Annotated in this window: 14 protein-coding genes, 1 tRNA gene, 1 other RNA gene and 5 pseudogenes; 4 read left to right on the top strand and 17 right to left on the bottom strand. The window is 34.6% G+C overall.

Features of this window, described 5'->3' with window-relative positions; genetic code table 11:
• Positions 1 to 47 precede the first annotated feature (47 nt).
• Positions 48 to 545 (top strand): GNAT family N-acetyltransferase, encoded by a 498-nt coding sequence (locus tag ABLV90_RS07995; RefSeq protein WP_460872457.1) that lies wholly within the window; start codon positions 48 to 50, stop codon positions 543 to 545.
• Positions 546 to 607: 62 nt separating this feature from the next.
• Here the strand turns inward: ABLV90_RS07995 and ssrA are convergent.
• The 12 genes and pseudogenes from ssrA to ABLV90_RS07935 form a co-directional block, all read right to left on the bottom strand.
• Positions 608 to 969: a transfer-messenger RNA gene (ssrA, locus tag ABLV90_RS07990) on the bottom strand.
• A 106-nt stretch (positions 970 to 1075) separates the two neighbouring features.
• Positions 1076 to 1540 carry an SsrA-binding protein SmpB gene (smpB, locus tag ABLV90_RS07985; RefSeq protein ID WP_460872456.1) on the bottom strand — a complete coding sequence of 155 codons (465 nt, stop codon included), beginning with the start codon at positions 1538 to 1540 and terminating at the stop codon, positions 1076 to 1078.
• A 22-nt stretch (positions 1541 to 1562) separates the two neighbouring features.
• Positions 1563 to 3941: a ribonuclease R gene (rnr, locus tag ABLV90_RS07980; protein ID WP_069833349.1), complete on the bottom strand. Its 2379-nt coding sequence runs from the start codon at positions 3939 to 3941 to the stop codon at positions 1563 to 1565.
• Positions 3942 to 3980: 39 nt separating this feature from the next.
• Complete coding sequence (locus ABLV90_RS07975) at positions 3981 to 4721, bottom strand: alpha/beta hydrolase (protein ID WP_460872455.1); 741 nt, start codon at positions 4719 to 4721, stop codon at positions 3981 to 3983.
• A gap of 119 nt (positions 4722 to 4840) precedes the next feature.
• A pseudogene (gene secG / locus ABLV90_RS07970) lies at positions 4841 to 5075 on the bottom strand (preprotein translocase subunit SecG).
• Positions 5076 to 5143: 68 nt separating this feature from the next.
• The gene (locus ABLV90_RS07965) at positions 5144 to 5605 is read right to left on the bottom strand and encodes a hypothetical protein (protein ID WP_427705222.1); all 462 of its coding nucleotides are present in this window, start codon (positions 5603 to 5605) and stop codon (positions 5144 to 5146) included.
• A gap of 415 nt (positions 5606 to 6020) precedes the next feature.
• Entirely contained in the window at positions 6021 to 7325 is a 1305-nt protein-coding gene (eno, locus tag ABLV90_RS07960; RefSeq protein ID WP_460872454.1) for a surface-displayed alpha-enolase, read from the bottom strand.
• Between the two features lie 192 nt (positions 7326 to 7517).
• Positions 7518 to 9036: pseudogene (gene gpmI, locus ABLV90_RS07955) on the bottom strand (2,3-bisphosphoglycerate-independent phosphoglycerate mutase).
• A gap of 1 nt (position 9037) precedes the next feature.
• On the bottom strand, positions 9038 to 9799 hold the full coding sequence (gene tpiA, locus ABLV90_RS07950; protein WP_460872453.1) for a triose-phosphate isomerase: 762 nt from the start codon (positions 9797 to 9799) through the stop codon (positions 9038 to 9040).
• Positions 9800 to 9875: 76 nt separating this feature from the next.
• On the bottom strand, positions 9876 to 11066 hold the full coding sequence (locus tag ABLV90_RS07945) for a phosphoglycerate kinase (protein ID WP_427707603.1): 1191 nt from the start codon (positions 11064 to 11066) through the stop codon (positions 9876 to 9878).
• A gap of 131 nt (positions 11067 to 11197) precedes the next feature.
• Positions 11198 to 12207, bottom strand: a pseudogene (gene gap / locus ABLV90_RS07940) (type I glyceraldehyde-3-phosphate dehydrogenase).
• Positions 12208 to 12260: 53 nt separating this feature from the next.
• Positions 12261 to 13276: pseudogene (locus ABLV90_RS07935) on the bottom strand (sugar-binding transcriptional regulator).
• 379 nt (positions 13277 to 13655) lie between these two features.
• On the opposite strand from ABLV90_RS07935, the gene ABLV90_RS07930 reads away from it, so the two are divergent.
• Positions 13656 to 13889, top strand: a complete 234-nt coding sequence (locus ABLV90_RS07930; protein ID WP_069833345.1) for a hypothetical protein — start codon at positions 13656 to 13658, stop codon at positions 13887 to 13889.
• Positions 13890 to 14241: 352 nt separating this feature from the next.
• Here the strand turns inward: ABLV90_RS07930 and ABLV90_RS07925 are convergent, their stop codons facing one another.
• Positions 14242 to 14862: a DUF4887 domain-containing protein gene (locus tag ABLV90_RS07925; RefSeq protein WP_427707599.1), complete on the bottom strand. Its 621-nt coding sequence runs from the start codon at positions 14860 to 14862 to the stop codon at positions 14242 to 14244.
• 856 nt (positions 14863 to 15718) lie between these two features.
• Between ABLV90_RS07925 and ABLV90_RS07920 the strand changes: the two genes are divergently transcribed.
• Positions 15719 to 16615, top strand: a complete 897-nt coding sequence (locus ABLV90_RS07920; protein ID WP_427707597.1) for a TIGR01777 family oxidoreductase — start codon at positions 15719 to 15721, stop codon at positions 16613 to 16615.
• A gap of 69 nt (positions 16616 to 16684) precedes the next feature.
• Here the strand turns inward: ABLV90_RS07920 and clpP are convergent.
• Positions 16685 to 17270, bottom strand: a pseudogene (gene clpP, locus ABLV90_RS07915) (ATP-dependent Clp endopeptidase proteolytic subunit ClpP).
• Positions 17271 to 17422: 152 nt separating this feature from the next.
• Between clpP and ABLV90_RS07910 the strand changes: the two are divergent.
• Positions 17423 to 17494, top strand: a tRNA-Arg gene (locus ABLV90_RS07910).
• A 268-nt stretch (positions 17495 to 17762) separates the two neighbouring features.
• Here ABLV90_RS07910 and ABLV90_RS07905 read toward each other — a convergent pair.
• From ABLV90_RS07905 to ABLV90_RS07895, 3 genes are read right to left on the bottom strand one after another with little or no spacing between them, the layout of a single operon-like run.
• Complete coding sequence (locus ABLV90_RS07905; protein WP_460872869.1) at positions 17763 to 17834, bottom strand: hypothetical protein; 72 nt, start codon at positions 17832 to 17834, stop codon at positions 17763 to 17765.
• Between the two features lie 19 nt (positions 17835 to 17853).
• Positions 17854 to 18306: a peptide deformylase gene (locus tag ABLV90_RS07900; RefSeq protein ID WP_460872452.1), complete on the bottom strand. Its 453-nt coding sequence runs from the start codon at positions 18304 to 18306 to the stop codon at positions 17854 to 17856.
• Positions 18307 to 18325: 19 nt separating this feature from the next.
• A complete protein-coding gene (locus ABLV90_RS07895; RefSeq protein WP_107558410.1) occupies positions 18326 to 18523 on the bottom strand; it encodes a helix-turn-helix transcriptional regulator in 198 nt (65 codons plus the stop codon).
• Between the last annotated feature and the right edge of the window lie 370 nt (positions 18524 to 18893).

Genomic DNA, 18893 nt, shown 5'->3' with positions numbered 1-18893 from the left:
TAATATTATATATTTATAATTAAAATACAATGAAAAGGTGGATACGTATGGAATTCAGAAAAATTCAAAGTGAAGATTATAATAATTGTGCTAAAAACTTGGTTTCAGCTTATAAGGGGCCCCCATGGTATAATGATTGGTCTGAAAAAGAAGCGTTACTTAGAATTGAAGCTACAATGAGCGGCTTTAATTCTAGAGGTTATGTCATTGAAGAAAATCATAAAATAATAGCCATGTGCATAGGTAGAATAGACTATTATTTTAGTGACATGAGCCAATTTTGCATAGACGAATTTCATGTCGTCCCTGAATTCCAAAACAATGGTATAGGTAAAAATTTAATGAATTCTGTCTCTAATTCACTCAAACTTAGTGGAATATATAAAATTTTTCTAATTACAGGTGGAGAACCAGCAGACAAAATTTTATACAAAAAATGGATTTATAAAAACAAACGAAGGAATCATGATGGAACTCGAATTATGATTAAAAAAACAGGTACAATTAGAATTAAAATAAACGATATCAATTACGTGCGGCAGTGAGATTTGAAATATGTATCAACTTAAATACAAAAAAGGCTTAGCCACAATGGCTAAGCCTTTTGATATGGAGACGGCGGGATTCGAACCCGCGTCCAGAGGTCCTGATACAGATCTTTCTACGTGTGTAGTCTATCATTGAGTTTCGCATAATGGTAAGTGATAGACGGCCATCATTATGCTAGTTTGATTAATCTCTTCTAGGCAGACTTCAAACGGCAGTGCCTAGCGTATCCTACTAAAGGTTGAATCGCGGTTAACGGCACATAGGAGATGCCGTTAGGCGATGCAGAGTGCTATTACGCAGCTACTGCGAAATTATTGTTTTCTTTGCCAGTTATTATAACTGTGTGTGTTAGTGACGGAGACAACCCTCCGACACGCTTAACCTGCTCATGGTACCCCTGTCGAATCCAAAAACGCCCCCTAAATAGTATAAAATGCACTTCCTGTCCACTTCACGCTTATCGCTCAGCTTTTTAGAAAGCACATATTATATTACCAAAGATCAGGGTCTTTGGCAATATATCCGCTTAATAACGGTCTTTCATCGCTCTATCCATGTCACGTTTTACTGCTTTATCTTTCAATGCTTGTCGCTTATCGTAATTTTTCTTACCACGTGCAACACCCGACAATACTTTACAGTGTCCATGTTTTAAATAGAGTTTCAATGGCACAATCGAATAACCCACTTCTCTCGTACGCTCACCTAATTTTTCAATTTGACGTTTGTGCAATAAAAGTTTACGTGAACGGCGAGGATCATGGTTAAAGCGATTGCCTTCTTCATACGGGGCAATGTGCATATTATTAAGATACATTTCACCGCGATTAACTTGCGCATAACTATCCTTAAGATTGGCACTGCCACGACGAATTGACTTAATCTCAGTCCCTTGTAACACAATGCCCGCTTCAATCGTATCTTCAATGACGTAATCATGTCTGGCTTTACGATTTTCAGCTAGTGTTCCTGGTGATTTTTTCTTTGGCATTGAGTTTCACCTCTTTGTTGAGTTATTTTTTCTTCTTACGTGCTTTATTTTTCACATTTTTATCTTTATAAAATGGTTTGTGTTTTGTATTACCACTATTTGATTTATCGTTGTTACGTTGATTTTTACCTCGACGTTGTTTGTGTTTCGTTTTATCCTTGCTATCATCTTTAGATTTATCTGATGATTTACCACGAGGATTCGCTTGGATTGTCTTACCACGTGAAGGTCTTTGACTACGTTCATTTTTAGGTAATGGCATACCAACGATTTGGAAATCGATCATGCGCTCATCTACGTCTACGTTGATGACTTTAATTTGAACTGGGTCGCCTATACGGAATACTTTAGCCTGACGTTCACCAATCATTGCCATTTGACGTTCATCGAAATGGTAAAAATCGTCTGTCATATTCGAAACGTGTACCATGCCTTCAATCGTATTTGGTAATTCAACGAACATACCAAAATTAGCAACTGAACTTATAATACCTTCGAATTCTTCGCCAACATGTTGTACCATATATTCTGATTTTTTAAGTTCATCTGTATCACGCTCTGCTTCAATCGCTCTACGTTCTCTTTGAGATGTATGATCAGCAATTTCTGGTAACAGTGCTTCCCATTTTGACTTCTCTTTATTGTTCATAGATTGTTCTACAATATATTTACGTATTAATCTATGTACGATTAAATCAGGATATCTACGTATTGGTGACGTGAAATGTGTATAGTATTCAGCTGATAAGCCAAAGTGTCCTAAATTCACATCATCATAGCGTGCTTGTTGCATTGAACGTAACATCATTGTTGAGATAACCATTTGTTCTGGTTGGCCTTCAACTTCTTGTTGAATCTTTTGTAATGTTGAAGGATGGATTTCTTCTCCTGTACCTTGAATCATTAGTCCAAAATTCGTAATAAAATCAAAGAATTTACGTAAACGTTCTGATTTTGGTTGTTCGTGAACACGATATATGAATGGTACTTCTAAGTGATCGAAGTGTTCTGCTATCGTTTCATTTGCTGCAAGCATAAATGACTCGATTAAGCGTTCCCCTTCGCCACGTTTTCTCAATTCTACATCTGTTGGGATACCTTCTTCATTAACGATTACTTTTGCTTCACTAATATCGAAGTCGATTTCACCACGACGTCTTCTCATGTTAACTAAACGCTGTGATAGATCTTGTGCTAAGTCTAGCATTGGTGTGACTTCACTGAATTTTTCACGTGTGTCTGCATTTTGATCTGTAATAATTTCATTCACTTCATCATATGTCATACGATAATTTGAATGTATCACACTATCAAAAATCTCATGCTTAACGACTTCTCCACGTTCATTAAATTCCATGCGACAGCTCAATGTTAAGCGATCAACATCTGGGTTTAAAGAACAAATACCGTTACTTAAGCGGTGTGGAATCATAGGAATCACACGGTCAACTAAATAGACACTTGTAGCACGACTATATGCTTCTTCATCTAAGGCTGATCCTTCAGTGACATAATAACTAACGTCAGCGATACTGACTGTTAATTGTGTATGGCCGTTACTTAACTTTTTAATTCCAATTGCATCATCTAAATCTTTAGCATCTGCGCCATCAATCGTAATTGTAAGTTCATCACGTAAATCGTGACGACCTTCAGTTTGTGATGGTTCAATTTCATCCGGTACTGCTTCAGCTTCTGCTAAAACATTGTCTGGAAATTCAATTTCAATGCCATGTTGATAAATGATTGATAATATATCTACCCCTGGGTCGTTTTTATGGCCTAATATAGCCGAAACTTGTCCTTCGGGATTGTTTGTACCATCTGCGTACTTAGTGATCTGTACGAGTACTTTATGACCGTCTATAGCACCTAAGTTATGTCCTTTAGCGATAAAGATGTCTTGCATAATACGTTTATCATCTGGTAACACAAAACCAAAATGGCGTGCTTCGCTAAATGTACCAACCACTTGTGTGACTGAATGCGTTTCTATCGATTTCACTTCGCCCTCTAGCTTACCTTTGTGTTCACCCTTTGAATTTTGTACTTCTACTAGTACTGTATCACCGTCCATGGCTCTATTAATTTTTGTAGGTGGAATAAAGATATCATCCATTTCACCTTCTTCTGGACGTAAGAATGCAAAGCCTTTTTTATTCTGGCTTAGTTTACCCTTCACCAATTTTGATTGTTGGGATTTGTTAGATTCCTTGCGTTGATATCTATCTGTTTTTGTACGTTGAATTAAACCTGTTTGTTCTAATTCAACAAGCACCTTAATTAAGTCTCTAAATGAGTCGGCACTATTTAAACCTAATGCATCTTGAAAATCAGATACAGACATGGGTTCATAATCTGGTTGTTTAATAATTTCTTCAATGGATGGTTTTAAATTCATTATGCCCCTCCTTTCTCTTTTTAAATAATTCTATAATTTTTATTCAGACCAATCTAATGATTCTAAAAATTGGTATACATCTTCAAATACTAATTCTTTTTCTTTATCAATTGTAATGACATGTCCGGAATTCGCATACCATTTAATATCTTTTTCATCAGACTCGCTCTCATTGTATATAATGTTTGCAGAATCTGTATTGATCATTTGGTCTTGTTCTGCTTGAACGACCAATAATGGATCCATTACTTCGTCCACATGATCTCTTACATCTTGGATTTGTCCTTGAAGCTCTTTTAAAGTTTCAGTAGGTTGAAAAACGTCCATTTCTTTATTAATTGTGGTTTCGTCTTTACCTTGATACTTTTTAAAATTGCGGGCATATTCTAGTACACCATCAAACATAGACCCTTCCGTCTTAATGTACATAGGTGAACACATAGTTATAATACCCTTTACATCTCTGTTTAAGCTTAATTTTAATGCATAGCGACCACCAAGGGACAAACCAGCGACTACAATTTCATCGTATCCTTTTTCGACTAAAAAGTCATAACCGTCTAATGCTTCTTTAAACCATACAAAAGGACTGGATTTTAATATTTCTTCAGGGAGTGCGGCATGTCCTTCATAATGAGGCGCATAAGATGTGTACCCTTTTTTCTGTAAGAATCGACCTAATTGTCTTACATCTGATGAATTCCCAGTGAAACCATGTAATAATAACACAGCTCGGTTGCCTTCTTCAAAAAAGAACGGCTCTGGAAGTTTGATTTGCATCGTGATTCAACCCTTTCGCTTATGCTTTGATTTCGAGTTAATTAATTTTTATAAATTTCTTTTTAGCATACAACATATCTATTATAAATAAAAAAGCCCGACTTTAACATTGTCGGACCTTATAAACCAAAATAACTTATGCCTAACATTAACAAGAAGAAAATGACAGACAATATAATTGTTAATCTATGCAAGAATAAATCGACACCGCGTTGCTTTTGTTTACCAAATAACTGTTCGGCGCCACCACTTATCGCACACTGATAGTCCATTACTTTTACCTTCTTGGAGTAATACAACAGTTACTAATGCAATACATACTAAAACTAAAATGATCATTACTACTGTATGCATGAAAATTGTCCTCCATTCATTATATACGAATCGCATTATACCACACGTTCGTCCTCTTTAGCAAACTACTATCTGTTGAACGTACTCTTACGTTTAATAGATACAGCTAACATATAAATCGCTAATACAAATGACATAATCAATACAACTGTTAATGGAATTAAATTAATTCCAGCTTTAACATCTAATATTGATCCATATACTGGACCGATATTAACTACATTATACAAGATTTGTGAGATGAATACAGCAAACATAAACCACCACAAGTAGGTATGTCTATTCCAGATGGCGATGATACCTGCTAAGTTAGCAAATATGTACATTACGCCTGTAAATTGAAAACTATTTTTAATTGTTCCAACAGCATTTTCCGATGGCTTTTGTTCACTGTTTAAAAGTAATTGTTTAATTACACTATCATCTAAAACAACAAATAAATGTACTGCATAAAGAATAGCGATGATTAATGAACTATAAGCAATCAGATGAGCCGTTTTTGTTTCTTTTGATTTAGGTTTTACATCCATATAAATTAAGGCTCCTTCTATGATTTACATCTTTAATTATATCAGTTTCATAGTGAAAGATGAACAATTTAAGCAAGTCTTACTATATAAATTATGTGACATAATTTATATAACCGTACAGTAAGGTAGTACTACAAATTCTGTGCGTCAGGATTACATATACCTTCATACCTCCAGTTAAGCGGATGTATTCATTAACTGCGCACCACTCAAGTGACCTCTTGGGATTACAATAGCAAAGCTATTGCATAAGAAGACCTAACCACTAAAGTGATCTCTTGAGGATTACAATAGCTAAAGCTATTGCATAAGTCCTACTAATCTCAATTTCATTGAGATAGTAGGACTTTAAAAAACACGCAAGCCATAAATGACTTGCGTGTTAGCGCGTGAACTCTTTAATTTTTAAGCGGTATTATTTAGATAAGTTATAGAAAGATTTAAGTCCGTCAAACTTAGCAGTTTCGTATAATTCATCTTCAATACGTAATAATTGGTTGTATTTAGCAATACGGTCTGTTCTTGATAATGAACCTGTTTTGATTTGACCAGCATTTGTTGCAACAGCGATATCAGAAATTGAAGTATCTTCTGTTTCACCTGAACGGTGAGAAATAACTGCTGTGTAACCAGCTTTTTGAGCCATTTCAATAGCTTCAAATGTTTCAGTTAAAGTACCGATTTGGTTAACTTTAATTAAGATTGAGTTACCGATACCTTTTTCGATACCTTCTTCTAATTTAACAGTGTTTGTAACGAATAAATCGTCACCTACTAATTGTACACGGTCACCGATACGTTCAGTTAATACTTTCCAACCGTCCCAGTCGTTTTCGTCCATACCGTCTTCAATAGAGATGATTGGATATTTGTTAACTAATTCTTCTAAGAAATCAACTTGTTCTTCAGCATTACGTTTTTTACCATTTTCGCCTTCGAATTTAGCGTAGTTATAAACGCCATCTTCAAAGAACTCAGAAGATGCACAGTCAAAGCCTAAGAATACATCTTTACCTGGTTCTAAACCAACTGCTTTAATCGCTTCTAAAATAGTCTCTACAGCGTCTTCAGTGCCTTCGAATTTAGGAGCGAATCCACCTTCGTCACCAACTGATGTTTCTAAACCACGGTTTTTAAGGATTGATTTTAAGTTGTGGAAAATTTCTGCACCCCAACGTAATGATTCTTTAAATGTTTCTGCTCCAACTGGTAATACCATGAACTCTTGGAATGCGATTGGTGCATCAGAGTGAGAACCACCATTAACAATGTTCATCATTGGAACTGGTAATTGTGTACCGTTGAATCCACCTAAATATTTGTAAAGTGGTTGGCCTAATAAATCAGCTGTTGCACGAGCTACTGCTAGTGATACACCAAGAATAGCGTTAGCACCTAATTTACCTTTGTTTTCAGTACCATCTAATTGGATCATCATTTTGTCGATAGATACTTGTTCTAATACTGAAAATTCACCTTCAACTAATTCTGGTGCAATAATTTCGTTTACATTTTCAACTGCTTTAATAACACCTTTACCTAAGTAACGGTCTTTATCACCATCACGTAATTCTACTGCTTCGTGTTCACCAGTAGAGGCACCTGATGGAACTAATGCGCGACCAAAAGCGCCACTCTCAGTTAATACTTCTACTTCAACTGTTGGGTTACCGCGTGAGTCTAAGACTTCGCGTGCGTAAACATCTGTAATAATTGGCATGTTTATAATCTCCTTTATAAATAAGTAGTTTAGAAATATTAAATTTCATCTTCATTATAGCTTTAAATACTATAAATACAAAGTAATTTAATTCTCTTGTGTTGTTTATAGATGCTATAAATTATCAGAATAAGAAACCCTTCTATCTAAATTTATAGCATCAATTTTCACTCTAAATTTTAATTCATTAAATTAATGATTGATTAATGATTCACCAGTCATATCTTCTGGCTGGTTTACATTGAGTAAATCTAATAATGTTGGTGCTAAGTCACCTAGACGACCTGTTTCACGTAATGTTACGCCTTCTTTAGTAACGATAACTGGAACTGGATTTGTCGTATGCGTAGTCATTGGTTTATCGTCATCTGTTAATACCATGTCTGAGTTACCATGGTCTGCAGTAACGATAGCGTGACCACGCATTTCTGTAATCTTATCAACCACTTCGCCTAGACATTCGTCTACAGCTTCTATTGCTTTAATTGTTGGCTCAAGCATACCACTGTGTCCAACCATGTCAGGGTTAGCAAAGTTTAATAAGATTAAATCTAAGTCGCCTTTATTTAATTCTTCAATCAATGCATCTTTAACTTCGTATGCACTCATTTCTGGTTTAAGATCGTAAGTTGCGACTTTTGGTGAGTCAATTAAACGACGACGTTCACCTTCAAATTCAGCATTACGACCACCACTCATGAAATAAGTGACATGCGGGAATTTTTCTGTTTCCGCAATACGCAATTGTTTCAAACCATTGTCTTGAACAACTTCACCGATAGTATTTGTTAAATCAACTTTTTCAAAAACGATTTCTGCTTTCACATTGTCGTTATATTTTGTAAACGTTGCATAAAATAAATCATCAATTTGTTCAACATCGAAACCTTCGAAAGCTTTGTCTGTAAAGATTTCAGAAAGTTGCCCTGCTCTGTCGGGACGGAAGTTATAAAAAATAACTGCGTCGCCATCATTCACACCGTCATTTTGATCTTTTACGATAAATGGTTCAACAAACTCGTCTGTTAAATCTTTCTCGTAGTTAGCTTCAACACCAGCTTTAGCTGATTCAAAAGTTTCACCTTTAAAATTACGGATTGCATTATAAGCTTTTTCTTCTCTATCCCAACGTTTATCACGATCCATTGCGTAATAACGGCCTGAAATAGATGCAAATTGGCCAATGCCAAGTTCATCGAATTTAGCTTGCGTTTCTTCGATATATTTTAGTGATGATTTTTGATCTACGTCACGTCCGTCTAAGAATGCGTGAACGTAGACTTTCTCAACACCTTGTTTTTTAGCTAATTCTAATAATGCGAACAAGTGTTTATAATGACTATGAACACCACCATCAGACAATAAGCCAAAGAGATGTAGCGCTGAATTATTGTCTTTAACGTGTTGAATTGCGTTGTTTAATACTTCATTATCAAAGAAATCACCGTCTTCGATAGATTTATTGATACGCGTTAAACTTTGATAAACTACACGTCCAAGCACCAATATTCATATGACCAACTTCTGAATTACCCATTTGACCTTCAGGAAGACCAACATCTAAACCACTTGCTTCGATTTGCGTTGTTGGATATTTACTGTAGTAACGATCGAAATTAGGCTTATTAGCTAGTTTTACAGCATTACCATGTTCTGTTTCTCTGTTTGCAAAACCGTCTAAAATAATTAATGCAGTTGGTTGTTTCGCCATATTATTTTGCACCTTCTAACAATTGTACAAAATCATCCACTTTAAGTGATGCGCCGCCTACTAATGCGCCATCGATGTCTGATTGAGCCATATATTCTTTAATGTTGTTAGGTTTAACACTACCACCATATTGAATACGAGTTGCATCTGCTACTGTTTGACTAGATAACTCAGCAACTGTTTCTCTTACAAATGCACACATTTCGTTAGCATCTTCAGAAGTTGATGATTTACCAGTACCGATAGCCCAAATTGGTTCATAAGCAATAACTACTTGTTGTAATTGCTCTTCAGATAAACCTTCTACTGCTTTTTTCACTTGGTTGCCAACAACTTCGTTTGCTTTTCCACTTTCGCGTTCTTCATCAGTTTCGCCAACACAAATGATTGGTGTCATACCGTGGTTAAATACAGCATGTGCTTTTTTGTTAATGTCTTCGTCAGTTTCTTTGAAGATTTCACGACGTTCTGAATGTCCAATAACAACATATTTAACACCAAGGTCTGCTAATGCAACTGGAGAAGTTTCACCAGTAAATGCGCCATTATCTTCGAAGTAAGCATTTTGAGCACCGATTTGTAATCCTTGTGCTTTACCATCATTTACTAAAGTAACTAATGCGTCTAATTGAATTGCTGGCGCACAAATTACAGATTCTACTTCTTTAGTGTCTGGTAATGTTGGTAATGCATTAACGAAATCTTTAGCTTCTTGAACTGTTTTATTCATTTTCCAGTTACCTGCGATAATTGGTTTTCTCATTATATAACACTCCTATTAGTAATTTATGATTAATATTTAAAAGCTATAATCATGTCTTGTATGTTTAGTCGTGCAATTATTTGTTAGCAATTGCGATAACGCCTGGTAGCTCTTTACCTTCAAGATATTCTAATGAAGCGCCGCCACCAGTTGAAATGTGACTGAAGTCATCTGCATATCCTAATGAAATTGCTGCTGCGGCTGAATCACCACCACCGATAATTGTGTTAGCATCTTTTAGTTCAGCGATTGCTTCACAAATACCAATCGTACCTTTAGCAAAGTTACTTAATTCAAATACACCCATTGGTCCGTTCCATATAACTGTATGCGCACCTTGTAATTGTTCTTTGAATAATTCTACTGTTTTCGGTCCAATATCCATTGCTTCTTGATCAGCTGGGATATCATCAACAGATACTTCTGTGATTTCAGCGTCATTTGAGAATTCTTTAGCAATTTTGCAATCTACTGGTAAAACAATTTGATCGCTCGCACGGTCTAATAATTCTTTAGCAAAGTCGACTTTATCTTCTTCTAATAACGATAAACCAATTTCTTTACCTTGCGCTTTAAAGAATGTGTACGACATTCCGCCACCGATAAGTACTTTGTCAGCAATTTTCAATAAGTTCGTGATGACACCAATTTTGTCAGAAACTTTAGCGCCACCTAAAATTGCAACTACAGGTTTATCAGGGTTTTCAACTACGCCACCGATATATTTAATTTCTTTTTCCATTAAGAATCCTGCAACTGTTTCTAAATTAGATGCGATACCAACGTTAGACGCGTGCTCACGGTGAGCTGTACCGAAAGCATCATTTACGAATACATCGCCAAGTGATGCCCAGTATTTGCCTAAGTCAGAATCATTTTTAGATTCTTTTTTACCATCAACGTCTTCAAAACGAGTATTTTCAACTAAAAGTACATCGCCTTCGTTAAGTGCTTTAACAGATTGTTCCAGCTTTTCGCCACGTGTTTCAGGTACAAACGCAACATCTTTACCTAATTTTTCTGTTAATGCTTCAGCAACTGGTTTTAAAGTTAATTCTGCTTTATCACTTTCTTCTTTAACTTTACCTAGGTGAGAGAATAACACTACTTTTCCACCTTGTTCAATAATATGCTTGATTGTTGGTAAAGCTTGAACGATACGGTTATCATCAGTGATTTCGCCGTCTTTCATTGGTACGTTAAAATCTGCACGTACAAGTACAGTTTTACCTTTTAATTCTATGTCAGTTACAATTTTTTTAGCCATATAAGCTTCCTCCTCTGAATGGAACAATAAAGTAAAATAAGCGGAGAAGCGATGTGCTCCCCGCTTACTCCTAAGCTTATTGTTTAAATTTAACAACATCTAAGCTTGTTAAATTAATTTTTTAATCCGAATTATTTAGATTGGTCAGCTAAATATTCTAAAGTACGAACTAATTGTGAAGTGTAAGACATTTCGTTATCGTACCAAGCAGCTATTTTAACTAATTGGTGATCTCCAACTGTCATAACACGTGTTTGTGTTGCATCGAATAATGAACCGTAAGTCATACCGATTACGTCAGAAGAAACGATTTCGTCTTCAGTGTAACCAAATGATTCGTCTGAAGCATTTTTCATTGCTTGCGTTAACGTCTTCAACGCTTACGTCTTTTTCTAATACAACTGTAAGTTCAGTTAATGAACCAGTAGCAACTGGAACACGTTGAGCGCCACCGTCTAATTTACCATCGATTTCAGGGATTACTAAACCAATTGCTTTAGCGAGCACCTGTTGAGTTAGGGATGATGTTTTCAGCAGTCGCACGTGCACGACGTTTGTCGCCTTTTCTGTGTGGAGCATCTTGAGTACTTTGGTCACCAGTATATGCGTGAATAGTAGTCATGAAACCTTCAACTAAGCCGAAGTCATCATTTAAAACTTTAGCTACTGGAGCTAATGAGTTAGTAGTACATGAAGCACCTGAAACAACTGTTTCTGAACCATCTAATTCACTGTGGTTAGTGTTATAAACGATTGTTTTTAAGTCGCCTGTTGCTGGTGCAGAGATTAATACTTTTTTAGCGCCAGCGTCAATGTGAGCTTCTGCTTTTTCTTTATCAGCGAAGAAACCAGTACATTCTAAAACAACATCGATGTCTAAGTCTTTCCAAGGTAATTTACTTGGTTCAGGTTCTGAGAATGATTTAACTTCTTGACCATTTACACGGAATCCGTCTTTTTCTACTTCAACTTCTCCTGTGAAGCGACCTTGTGTAGTGTCATATTTTAATAAATGAGCTAACATTTCGTCATCTGTTAAATCGTTAACTGCTACTACGTCAATACCTTCTACGTCTTGAATTCTTCTAAATGCTAAACGTCCAATTCTACCAAAACCATTAATTGCTACTTTAACTGCCATTATAATGGCCTCCTTTAAAATGATATTTAAAAAGTGTTTTTCACCTTTTATTACTATTGTTTTGCGATTACTCTTGCCATGACTTCGTCTGTGATTAATACAGTGTTATTGGGTGCAATTGAAAGGTAAGCTTTAATAGCTTCTCCTTTTGATCTACCCCCAGCTACGGCAAAGATAAACTTCTTCGACTCAAGATCTTCTAACTGTAGTCCAATCGTTTTCACTTTATGGACAATGTCACCCTGATCATCGAAATAATATCCAAATGCTTCTCCCGAGGCATTGTGATGTTGAAGTTTCTCTATAACTTCACTAGGTGATTGACGTCTTCGCGCCATCTTCAGCGCATCACCAATGCCGTGGATTGTAATATTGGATTCTTTAATTTTCTCAAGTGAATGGATGACTGATGGTTCTAACATAAGCGTGTTATATGTTGTCTCACTTACATTATCTGGGACATACAATGTGGTATAATCACCGTTCGTTTGCTTCGCCATACTTGCGGCAATCGTATTCGCTTGATATACAACATTTTCACCAAGCCCTCCACGCGCGGTACGAATAATACATTATACGGTTGCTTGTGCATGGCTTCGCTAACATATGCCATTGTTGAACCACCAGTCACAGAAACTATTGCATGTTCGTAAAGAATATCTTCTACAAGTTGTCCCGCCTGACGTGACAACTCAACCTTAACTGTTTTATCAGCATCTGAATCGCCAGGTATGACGTAAACTTCTTTGATGTTGTACTGCTCTTTAATAACTTGCGCAAGATGATGATCATCTGAATAAATATTGAAATAGCTATTCAATTGACGAATCGTTGTTTCACCTTCTTCAGTTATTTCCATACCTGTCGGTTTAACTTTGATAAGTTCTTGTTTCTTCAATATATCTGTTTCAGAACGCAATACACGTTCAGTCAAATCCATGTATTCACTTAAACTTCGTCTACCTACGGGTTGATGCTTGGAGATAGTAGTGAGTATTGAAAAACGACGATACATCTTTTCAACAATTTCTGGAATTAACTTTTGTTGAATTTTTATCAAGTCCTTCACTACTATCCACCTCCATTTCCATTTAAAGGGTCAAGTTCTAACCATAGATTGACTTTTTGCGTCCCTGGTGGGACAAAAAAATATAACCTCTTATAACAGCAATACTACTACTATATTTTTCAAATTGCAAGGGAAATACCTATCTTTTAATTATTGACTATTGACCATTAAAATTTTAGTTACTTTTGTAACTGCCTACAATAATTTAATACCCGTTAAAAACATCAATTAATCATTCATACTTATTATTTTTTAATAGTACATATAATAATATAAACACATATTATTCACATTCTTGAGCTTTTACAAGCGTGAATGATTGAATGGTTGTCCTATTATCATTAAAATAGCTTTATAATACTATTTTGGAGGAAAAACTATGTCACAAAAAGATCAACCAGAGGTTATCGATCCGGATGACCAACGATATAAGAACCCAGATCATTTTAATAAGCATAGTCAAAAACCATACGCTGGTACACAACAACACCAGTCATATAACTATACGAAAAATGTCGGTTGTGGTTGTGGCCCATTCGGTTGTTTGAGTGGTTGCATCACTTTAATACTCTTGTCATCAATTCTTACTTTCTTATTAAACTTCTTATTTTAATTCAATCTGATTCATATTAGATTTTACTTTATTTAAAATTATAAATACCCCGCACTTCAAGTTAATTAAAATATAGTTTAAAAATAAAGTCTGTATTGGCCTTTATATGAGTTCGACTAATTACTAATGATAAATGATTGATTAATTTTAAAAAAATGACAGTAATTTGCTACGACTCCTACAGGAGATGCACTAACTAAAGTCTAAAGCTGTACTCATGTGGGACACATGCATAAAAAATGCCAACAAAGTCGTAGTCTTTGTCGATAATATAAAAAGAAGCACTCGTTTGCACGAGTGCTTCTTTTTAATAAATTATGCACCTATATCTACTAAACAGTTATTAACAATATTAATCTTCTTCTGATGAATTTGAATCACTGCTTTGTGATGATTTTTCTTGTGTGTCAGCTTGACTACTTCTTTCTTCTGTTGAAGGTTCAGGCGTTTGCTCTTCAGTTGAAGGTTCTGAAGTTCTTTCTTCTGTTGATGGCTCAGGTGTTTTTTCCTCTGTCGTACGCTCTTCGGTAGTACGTTCTTCAGTAGTACGTTCCTCTGTAGTTTGCTCTTCAGTAGAGCGTTCTTCAGTTGTTGCTTCTTTTGTTTTTTCAGGAGAGTCTTTTTCTTCTTCTGTTGTACGTTCAGCTGTTGCAGGTTGCTGAGTTTGCTGTTGAGTTTGTTGCGTCTCTTGTGTTTGTTGCGTAGTTGGAACTTGCTGAGTTTGTTGTTGAGTTTCTTGTGATTCTTCTGTCGATTTCTCTTTTTTCTTATCTTTTTCTTCTTTAGTCTTTTCTTTTTTCTTATCTTTTTCTTCTTGCTTTTGATCAGCTAAACGTTCATCGGCTTGTTTCGAATGATCTACAAAGGCAAAAATGGCAAAAACTAATCCACCTACTAATAACAAGACAATAATCGCGCTCACAATTTTTGCAAAAGTGCTCATTTTCTTGTTATTTTGATTATGCTTTGGCATAAGCTCCCCTCACTTCAATTTATATCATAACTTTTATATTTATTCTAAATGTACTTTCATTAACAAATGTATATTTTACACTATTTTTTATACTAATCAAACCGATTAACTATTTTTTAATATGGATGTTATCTTGATGTCATATCTATTGTAAAATACAAATATGTCTTAATATTTTATGTTTCAATTTAATATTAATCTAAACCAAACTATATTTACAATACTTTTATTTAATTTCAAATGATACTTTACATGTTTCACTATTATCATAACAGGATGTGAGCTAAATATGAATAAACATGATTTATTAAATGATTTAGAGCAGCAGGATCACCATAACAAAAAAGGCCTTCGCCAAATGATGGTTGAAAATGATAACTATGAACCAAAGCCCACTTCAAAAAAGCGTTATTTTTTCTTTAGTTTTATAATTTTCCTTCTATTAGTTATTTTCAGTCTAATTTTTCTTTTCATCTAATAGTAAAGCTGTAAAAATCTTATTGAAGATACATTTATATAAGCGCTATCTAAATAAAAAGATAGTTATAAATCTTTAATTACGTTAGCATATAAATATAGGCCTATACGATAATCGCATAGGCCACTACTAAAGGGAGTCAAAATTTTACCTTCGTTAGTATATTATGGGGTATACTCGAAATAATTAAGAGATGATTAATTAATATCGAAGGTACCCTTATTATAACGGCATCCTATATTATTTTAAATACTTCTTAAGATGACTAAATGACATATTCTTGAACAATTTTCGAAAGAATTATGTCAGAAAAGCAATTAGCTTGAGTCGTTTTTAATCATTACAGTCTAAAGCATTACTATTTTATGAGGTGATATAATGAAAAACTATTTAATAACAGGCGGCACAGGTATGGTTGGTAGCCAACTCGTTGAAGCTATCAAGCAAAGTGATGCGCATATAACGATACTTACTAGACAAGACAAATCAACTTCACATCCCAAAATAACATACGTTAATTGGTCTAAAGCAAATTGGGAATCTCAAATTCCTGATATTGACATTGTTATTAACCTTGCGGGTGCAAGTTTAATGAAACGGTGGACAAAAGAACATAAACAAGCAATTATGTTGAGTCGCATACAGTCTACGCAAGCATTATTCGACTTGTTTAAAAATCGCAAACAAAAACCTTCAGTATTCTTCAATGCGAGTGCAGTTGGTTATTACAAACCAGATTACGATCGAACTTATACAGAATTATATCAATCACTCCCATTTGATTTCTTATCGGAAGTAGTTTACCAATGGGAACGTCGTGCACGTCAGTTTGAATCATTAGGCACACGTGTTGTAATTGGTAGATTTGGCATGATTCTTGCAGAAGATGGAGGCGCCTTACCTTTAATGAAACTACCATATGAATTTTACCTTGGTGGTAAACTCGGTTCAGGTAGACAATGGTATTCTTGGATTCATTTAGATGATTTAACAAGAGCAATTCTCTATACAATTAACCACGGAAATGCGCAAGGCGTTTTCAACTTTACAGCGCCTATTGTTGAACATCAAAATTTATTCGGCTATACACTGGCACGTGTCACACACCGCCCCCATTTCACTTGGGTGCCTGCATTAGCCTTAAGATTAGCTTTAGGTCAAATGTCTACAGTTGTATTAGACACACAAAAAGTAATTCCAAATAAATTACAGGCTATAGATTTTAAATTTAAATATCCAGATTTAAAAATAGCTTTAGAAGATTTAGTAAAATAATGAATAAAAAAAGACAAGCCACATAATGCGGCTTGTCTTTTTTACTTAAGCTTTTATACTATTTTAATATTATGCTTCAGGAACCATAACTTGGTCAACTAAACCGTATTCTTTAGCTTCTTCAGCTGATAAGAAATTATCACGATCTGTATCTTTTTCAATTTTTTCAATTGACTGACCAGTACGATCTGCTAAAATTTGGTTTAATTTTGAACGTGTTTTAAGAATATGATTCGCGAGCAATTTCAATTTCTGTTGCTTGACCTTGCGCACCACCAAGTGGTTGGTGAATCATTACTTCAGCATTTGGTAAAGCAAAACGTTTACCTTTTGCTCCTGCTGCAAGTAGGAATGAACCCATTGAGGCAGCCATACCAATACAGATTGTTTGTACATCTGGTTTAATGTGTTGGATTGTATCATAAATTGCAAATCCAGCCGTCACACTTCCGCCCGGTGAATTGATATAAAGATAGATATCTTTTTCAGCATCTTGTGCTTGTAGGAATAATAATTGTGAAACTATAGAGTTTGCTACATTATCATCGATTTGTGAACCTAACATAATAATACGGTCTTTTAATAAACGTGAGTAAATGTCATATGCACGTTCCCCACGGTTTGTTGTTTCAATTACTGTAGGTATTAAATTCATTAATATTGCCTCCTCATTTCTAATTGATAAATTTATTTTAACTCAAAAGTCAAATATGGTCAAAAATTAAGCTCGAAATTTCACGAAACTTACATTATTCTTATTGACCGTTACTTCTAAGATTTGTACACTTGTATTACCGTGTTTTTTAACCCCTCGTAGTGTAATGGATAACACGTAAGATTCCGGTTCTTAAAATGGGGGTTCGATTCCCTTCGAGGGGACTTATAAGATATAATTACACACTTTTTAAAATTAAGAATGTTGTAATGACGGCATTCTTTCTATATGACATTAACGTTACTAACTATATAAAACTAAATTTTAGGGACTTTTAAGGGACCCAAATGACAAAACAACCCACCTATTCATTTAGGTGGGCTTTTGCATATTCGTATAGCTTTTCTGTTGTCTTTAAAGTTAAATTGTCTATATCACGATTCCCATTTCTTAACCTTGTTTCATTCGTTTCTAAATTCCATAGTTACTCCTTTAATAAATAGATGTTGCATTATTAGGAGGTGCTAACGGATTTATTTTATCAATACGTTCAAAAAACATTATTCCATTAAGATGATCTATTTCATGCTTGAGCTACAATTGAAGCATGTCCTTTAAGCTTCAATATTTTTTCTTCCCCATATGAATTTTGATATTTAACAGTTATACGCTCATTTCTAGGTACTATTCCATAAATAGGTCTATCTACAGATAAACAACCTTCTCCTTGTGGAAGGTAAATTTTATGAACAGACTCTCGTATAATTTTTGGGTTTATAAAAAAATATTCATGTTCTACACCATGTTCATCTACTAAATATATAGCGCACATCTTTTTATCTAATCCTAATTGATTAGCTGATAGACCAACCCCAGGTCTTAAATTATACTTTTTACTTTTTTGCTCATTTTGACTATTTTTTAAAAAAAGCATCATATTATTCAAAAGTATAAATTCATTTTCACTTAATGGCATTTCTAAAGGTTTTGTCTTTTTATAAAGCATCTCATTATCTTCTTTTACAATATCCTTCATAGTAATAATATAATTACTCTTATAAAGCTTTGTATTCAAATATATCCTCAACTTTCTTCTTAAAAACTTTAGATATTTTAAATGCTAATTTTAACTCAGGATCATACCTATCATTTTCAATAGCATTTATTGTTTGCCTGCTAACATCACATTTCTTTGCCAAATAGTCTTGACTAATAGAAAATTTTTTTCTGAATTCTTTTATTCGATTCTTCATATTCCCTCCTGATATGTAAAATAAGTTTTACATTTAAGATAACATGAAATTATGCTTTATTCCAATTGCTTTATTGACGTTAGGTCTCGGAACCCTTAACGACATAAAAATCTACATTTGAATTATACCACAAAAAAGACAGCCGAATTAACGACTGTCTTTAACTTATGGAATACAATAACTAATCTAGCAAAAGAGTTATAGATATTAAATACCCATATAATTATTTAATAAACATAAAAATGCCCACTAATATAAGTGAGCATAAAAGTGTCGAATTATTAGGATACGTGGCTCCTTATAGAGCCTATATTTAATTTATCAAAAAATTCCTTCAATTTCAATATTAAGAAAAATTAACCACCTAGTA

The sequence above is a fragment of the Staphylococcus sp. 2S1 genome, from assembly GCF_046721335.1.
In the GTDB taxonomy this organism is placed as follows: Bacteria; Bacillota; Bacilli; order Staphylococcales; family Staphylococcaceae; genus Staphylococcus; species Staphylococcus equorum_A.
The sequence above is the reverse complement of the archived record's forward strand: the minus strand, read 5'-3'. Positions and strand labels throughout refer to the sequence as shown.

Coding starts and splice junctions, on each gene's coding strand:
- ABLV90_RS07965 (WP_427705222.1), bottom strand. CDS start 5,605: ATGGATGTAAAACCTAAATCAAAAGAAACAAAAACGGCTCATCTGATT.
- tpiA (WP_460872453.1), bottom strand. CDS start 9,799: ATGAGAAAACCAATTATCGCAGGTAACTGGAAAATGAATAAAACAGTT.
- rnr (WP_069833349.1), bottom strand. CDS start 3,941: ATGAATTTAAAACCATCCATTGAAGAAATTATTAAACAACCAGATTAT.
- ABLV90_RS07925 (WP_427707599.1), bottom strand. CDS start 14,862: ATGCCAAAGCATAATCAAAATAACAAGAAAATGAGCACTTTTGCAAAA.
- ABLV90_RS07945 (WP_427707603.1), bottom strand. CDS start 11,066: ATGGCTAAAAAAATTGTAACTGACATAGAATTAAAAGGTAAAACTGTA.
- eno (WP_460872454.1), bottom strand. CDS start 7,325: ATGCCAATTATTACAGATGTTTACGCACGCGAAGTCTTAGACTCACGC.
- ABLV90_RS07975 (WP_460872455.1), bottom strand. CDS start 4,721: ATGCAAATCAAACTTCCAGAGCCGTTCTTTTTTGAAGAAGGCAACCGA.
- ABLV90_RS07930 (WP_069833345.1), top strand. CDS start 13,656: ATGTCACAAAAAGATCAACCAGAGGTTATCGATCCGGATGACCAACGA.
- ABLV90_RS07995 (WP_460872457.1), top strand. CDS start 48: ATGGAATTCAGAAAAATTCAAAGTGAAGATTATAATAATTGTGCTAAA.
- ABLV90_RS07900 (WP_460872452.1), bottom strand. CDS start 18,306: ATGAAGGATATTGTAAAAGAAGATAATGAGATGCTTTATAAAAAGACA.
- ABLV90_RS07920 (WP_427707597.1), top strand. CDS start 15,719: ATGAAAAACTATTTAATAACAGGCGGCACAGGTATGGTTGGTAGCCAA.
- smpB (WP_460872456.1), bottom strand. CDS start 1,540: ATGCCAAAGAAAAAATCACCAGGAACACTAGCTGAAAATCGTAAAGCC.
- ABLV90_RS07895 (WP_107558410.1), bottom strand. CDS start 18,523: ATGAAGAATCGAATAAAAGAATTCAGAAAAAAATTTTCTATTAGTCAA.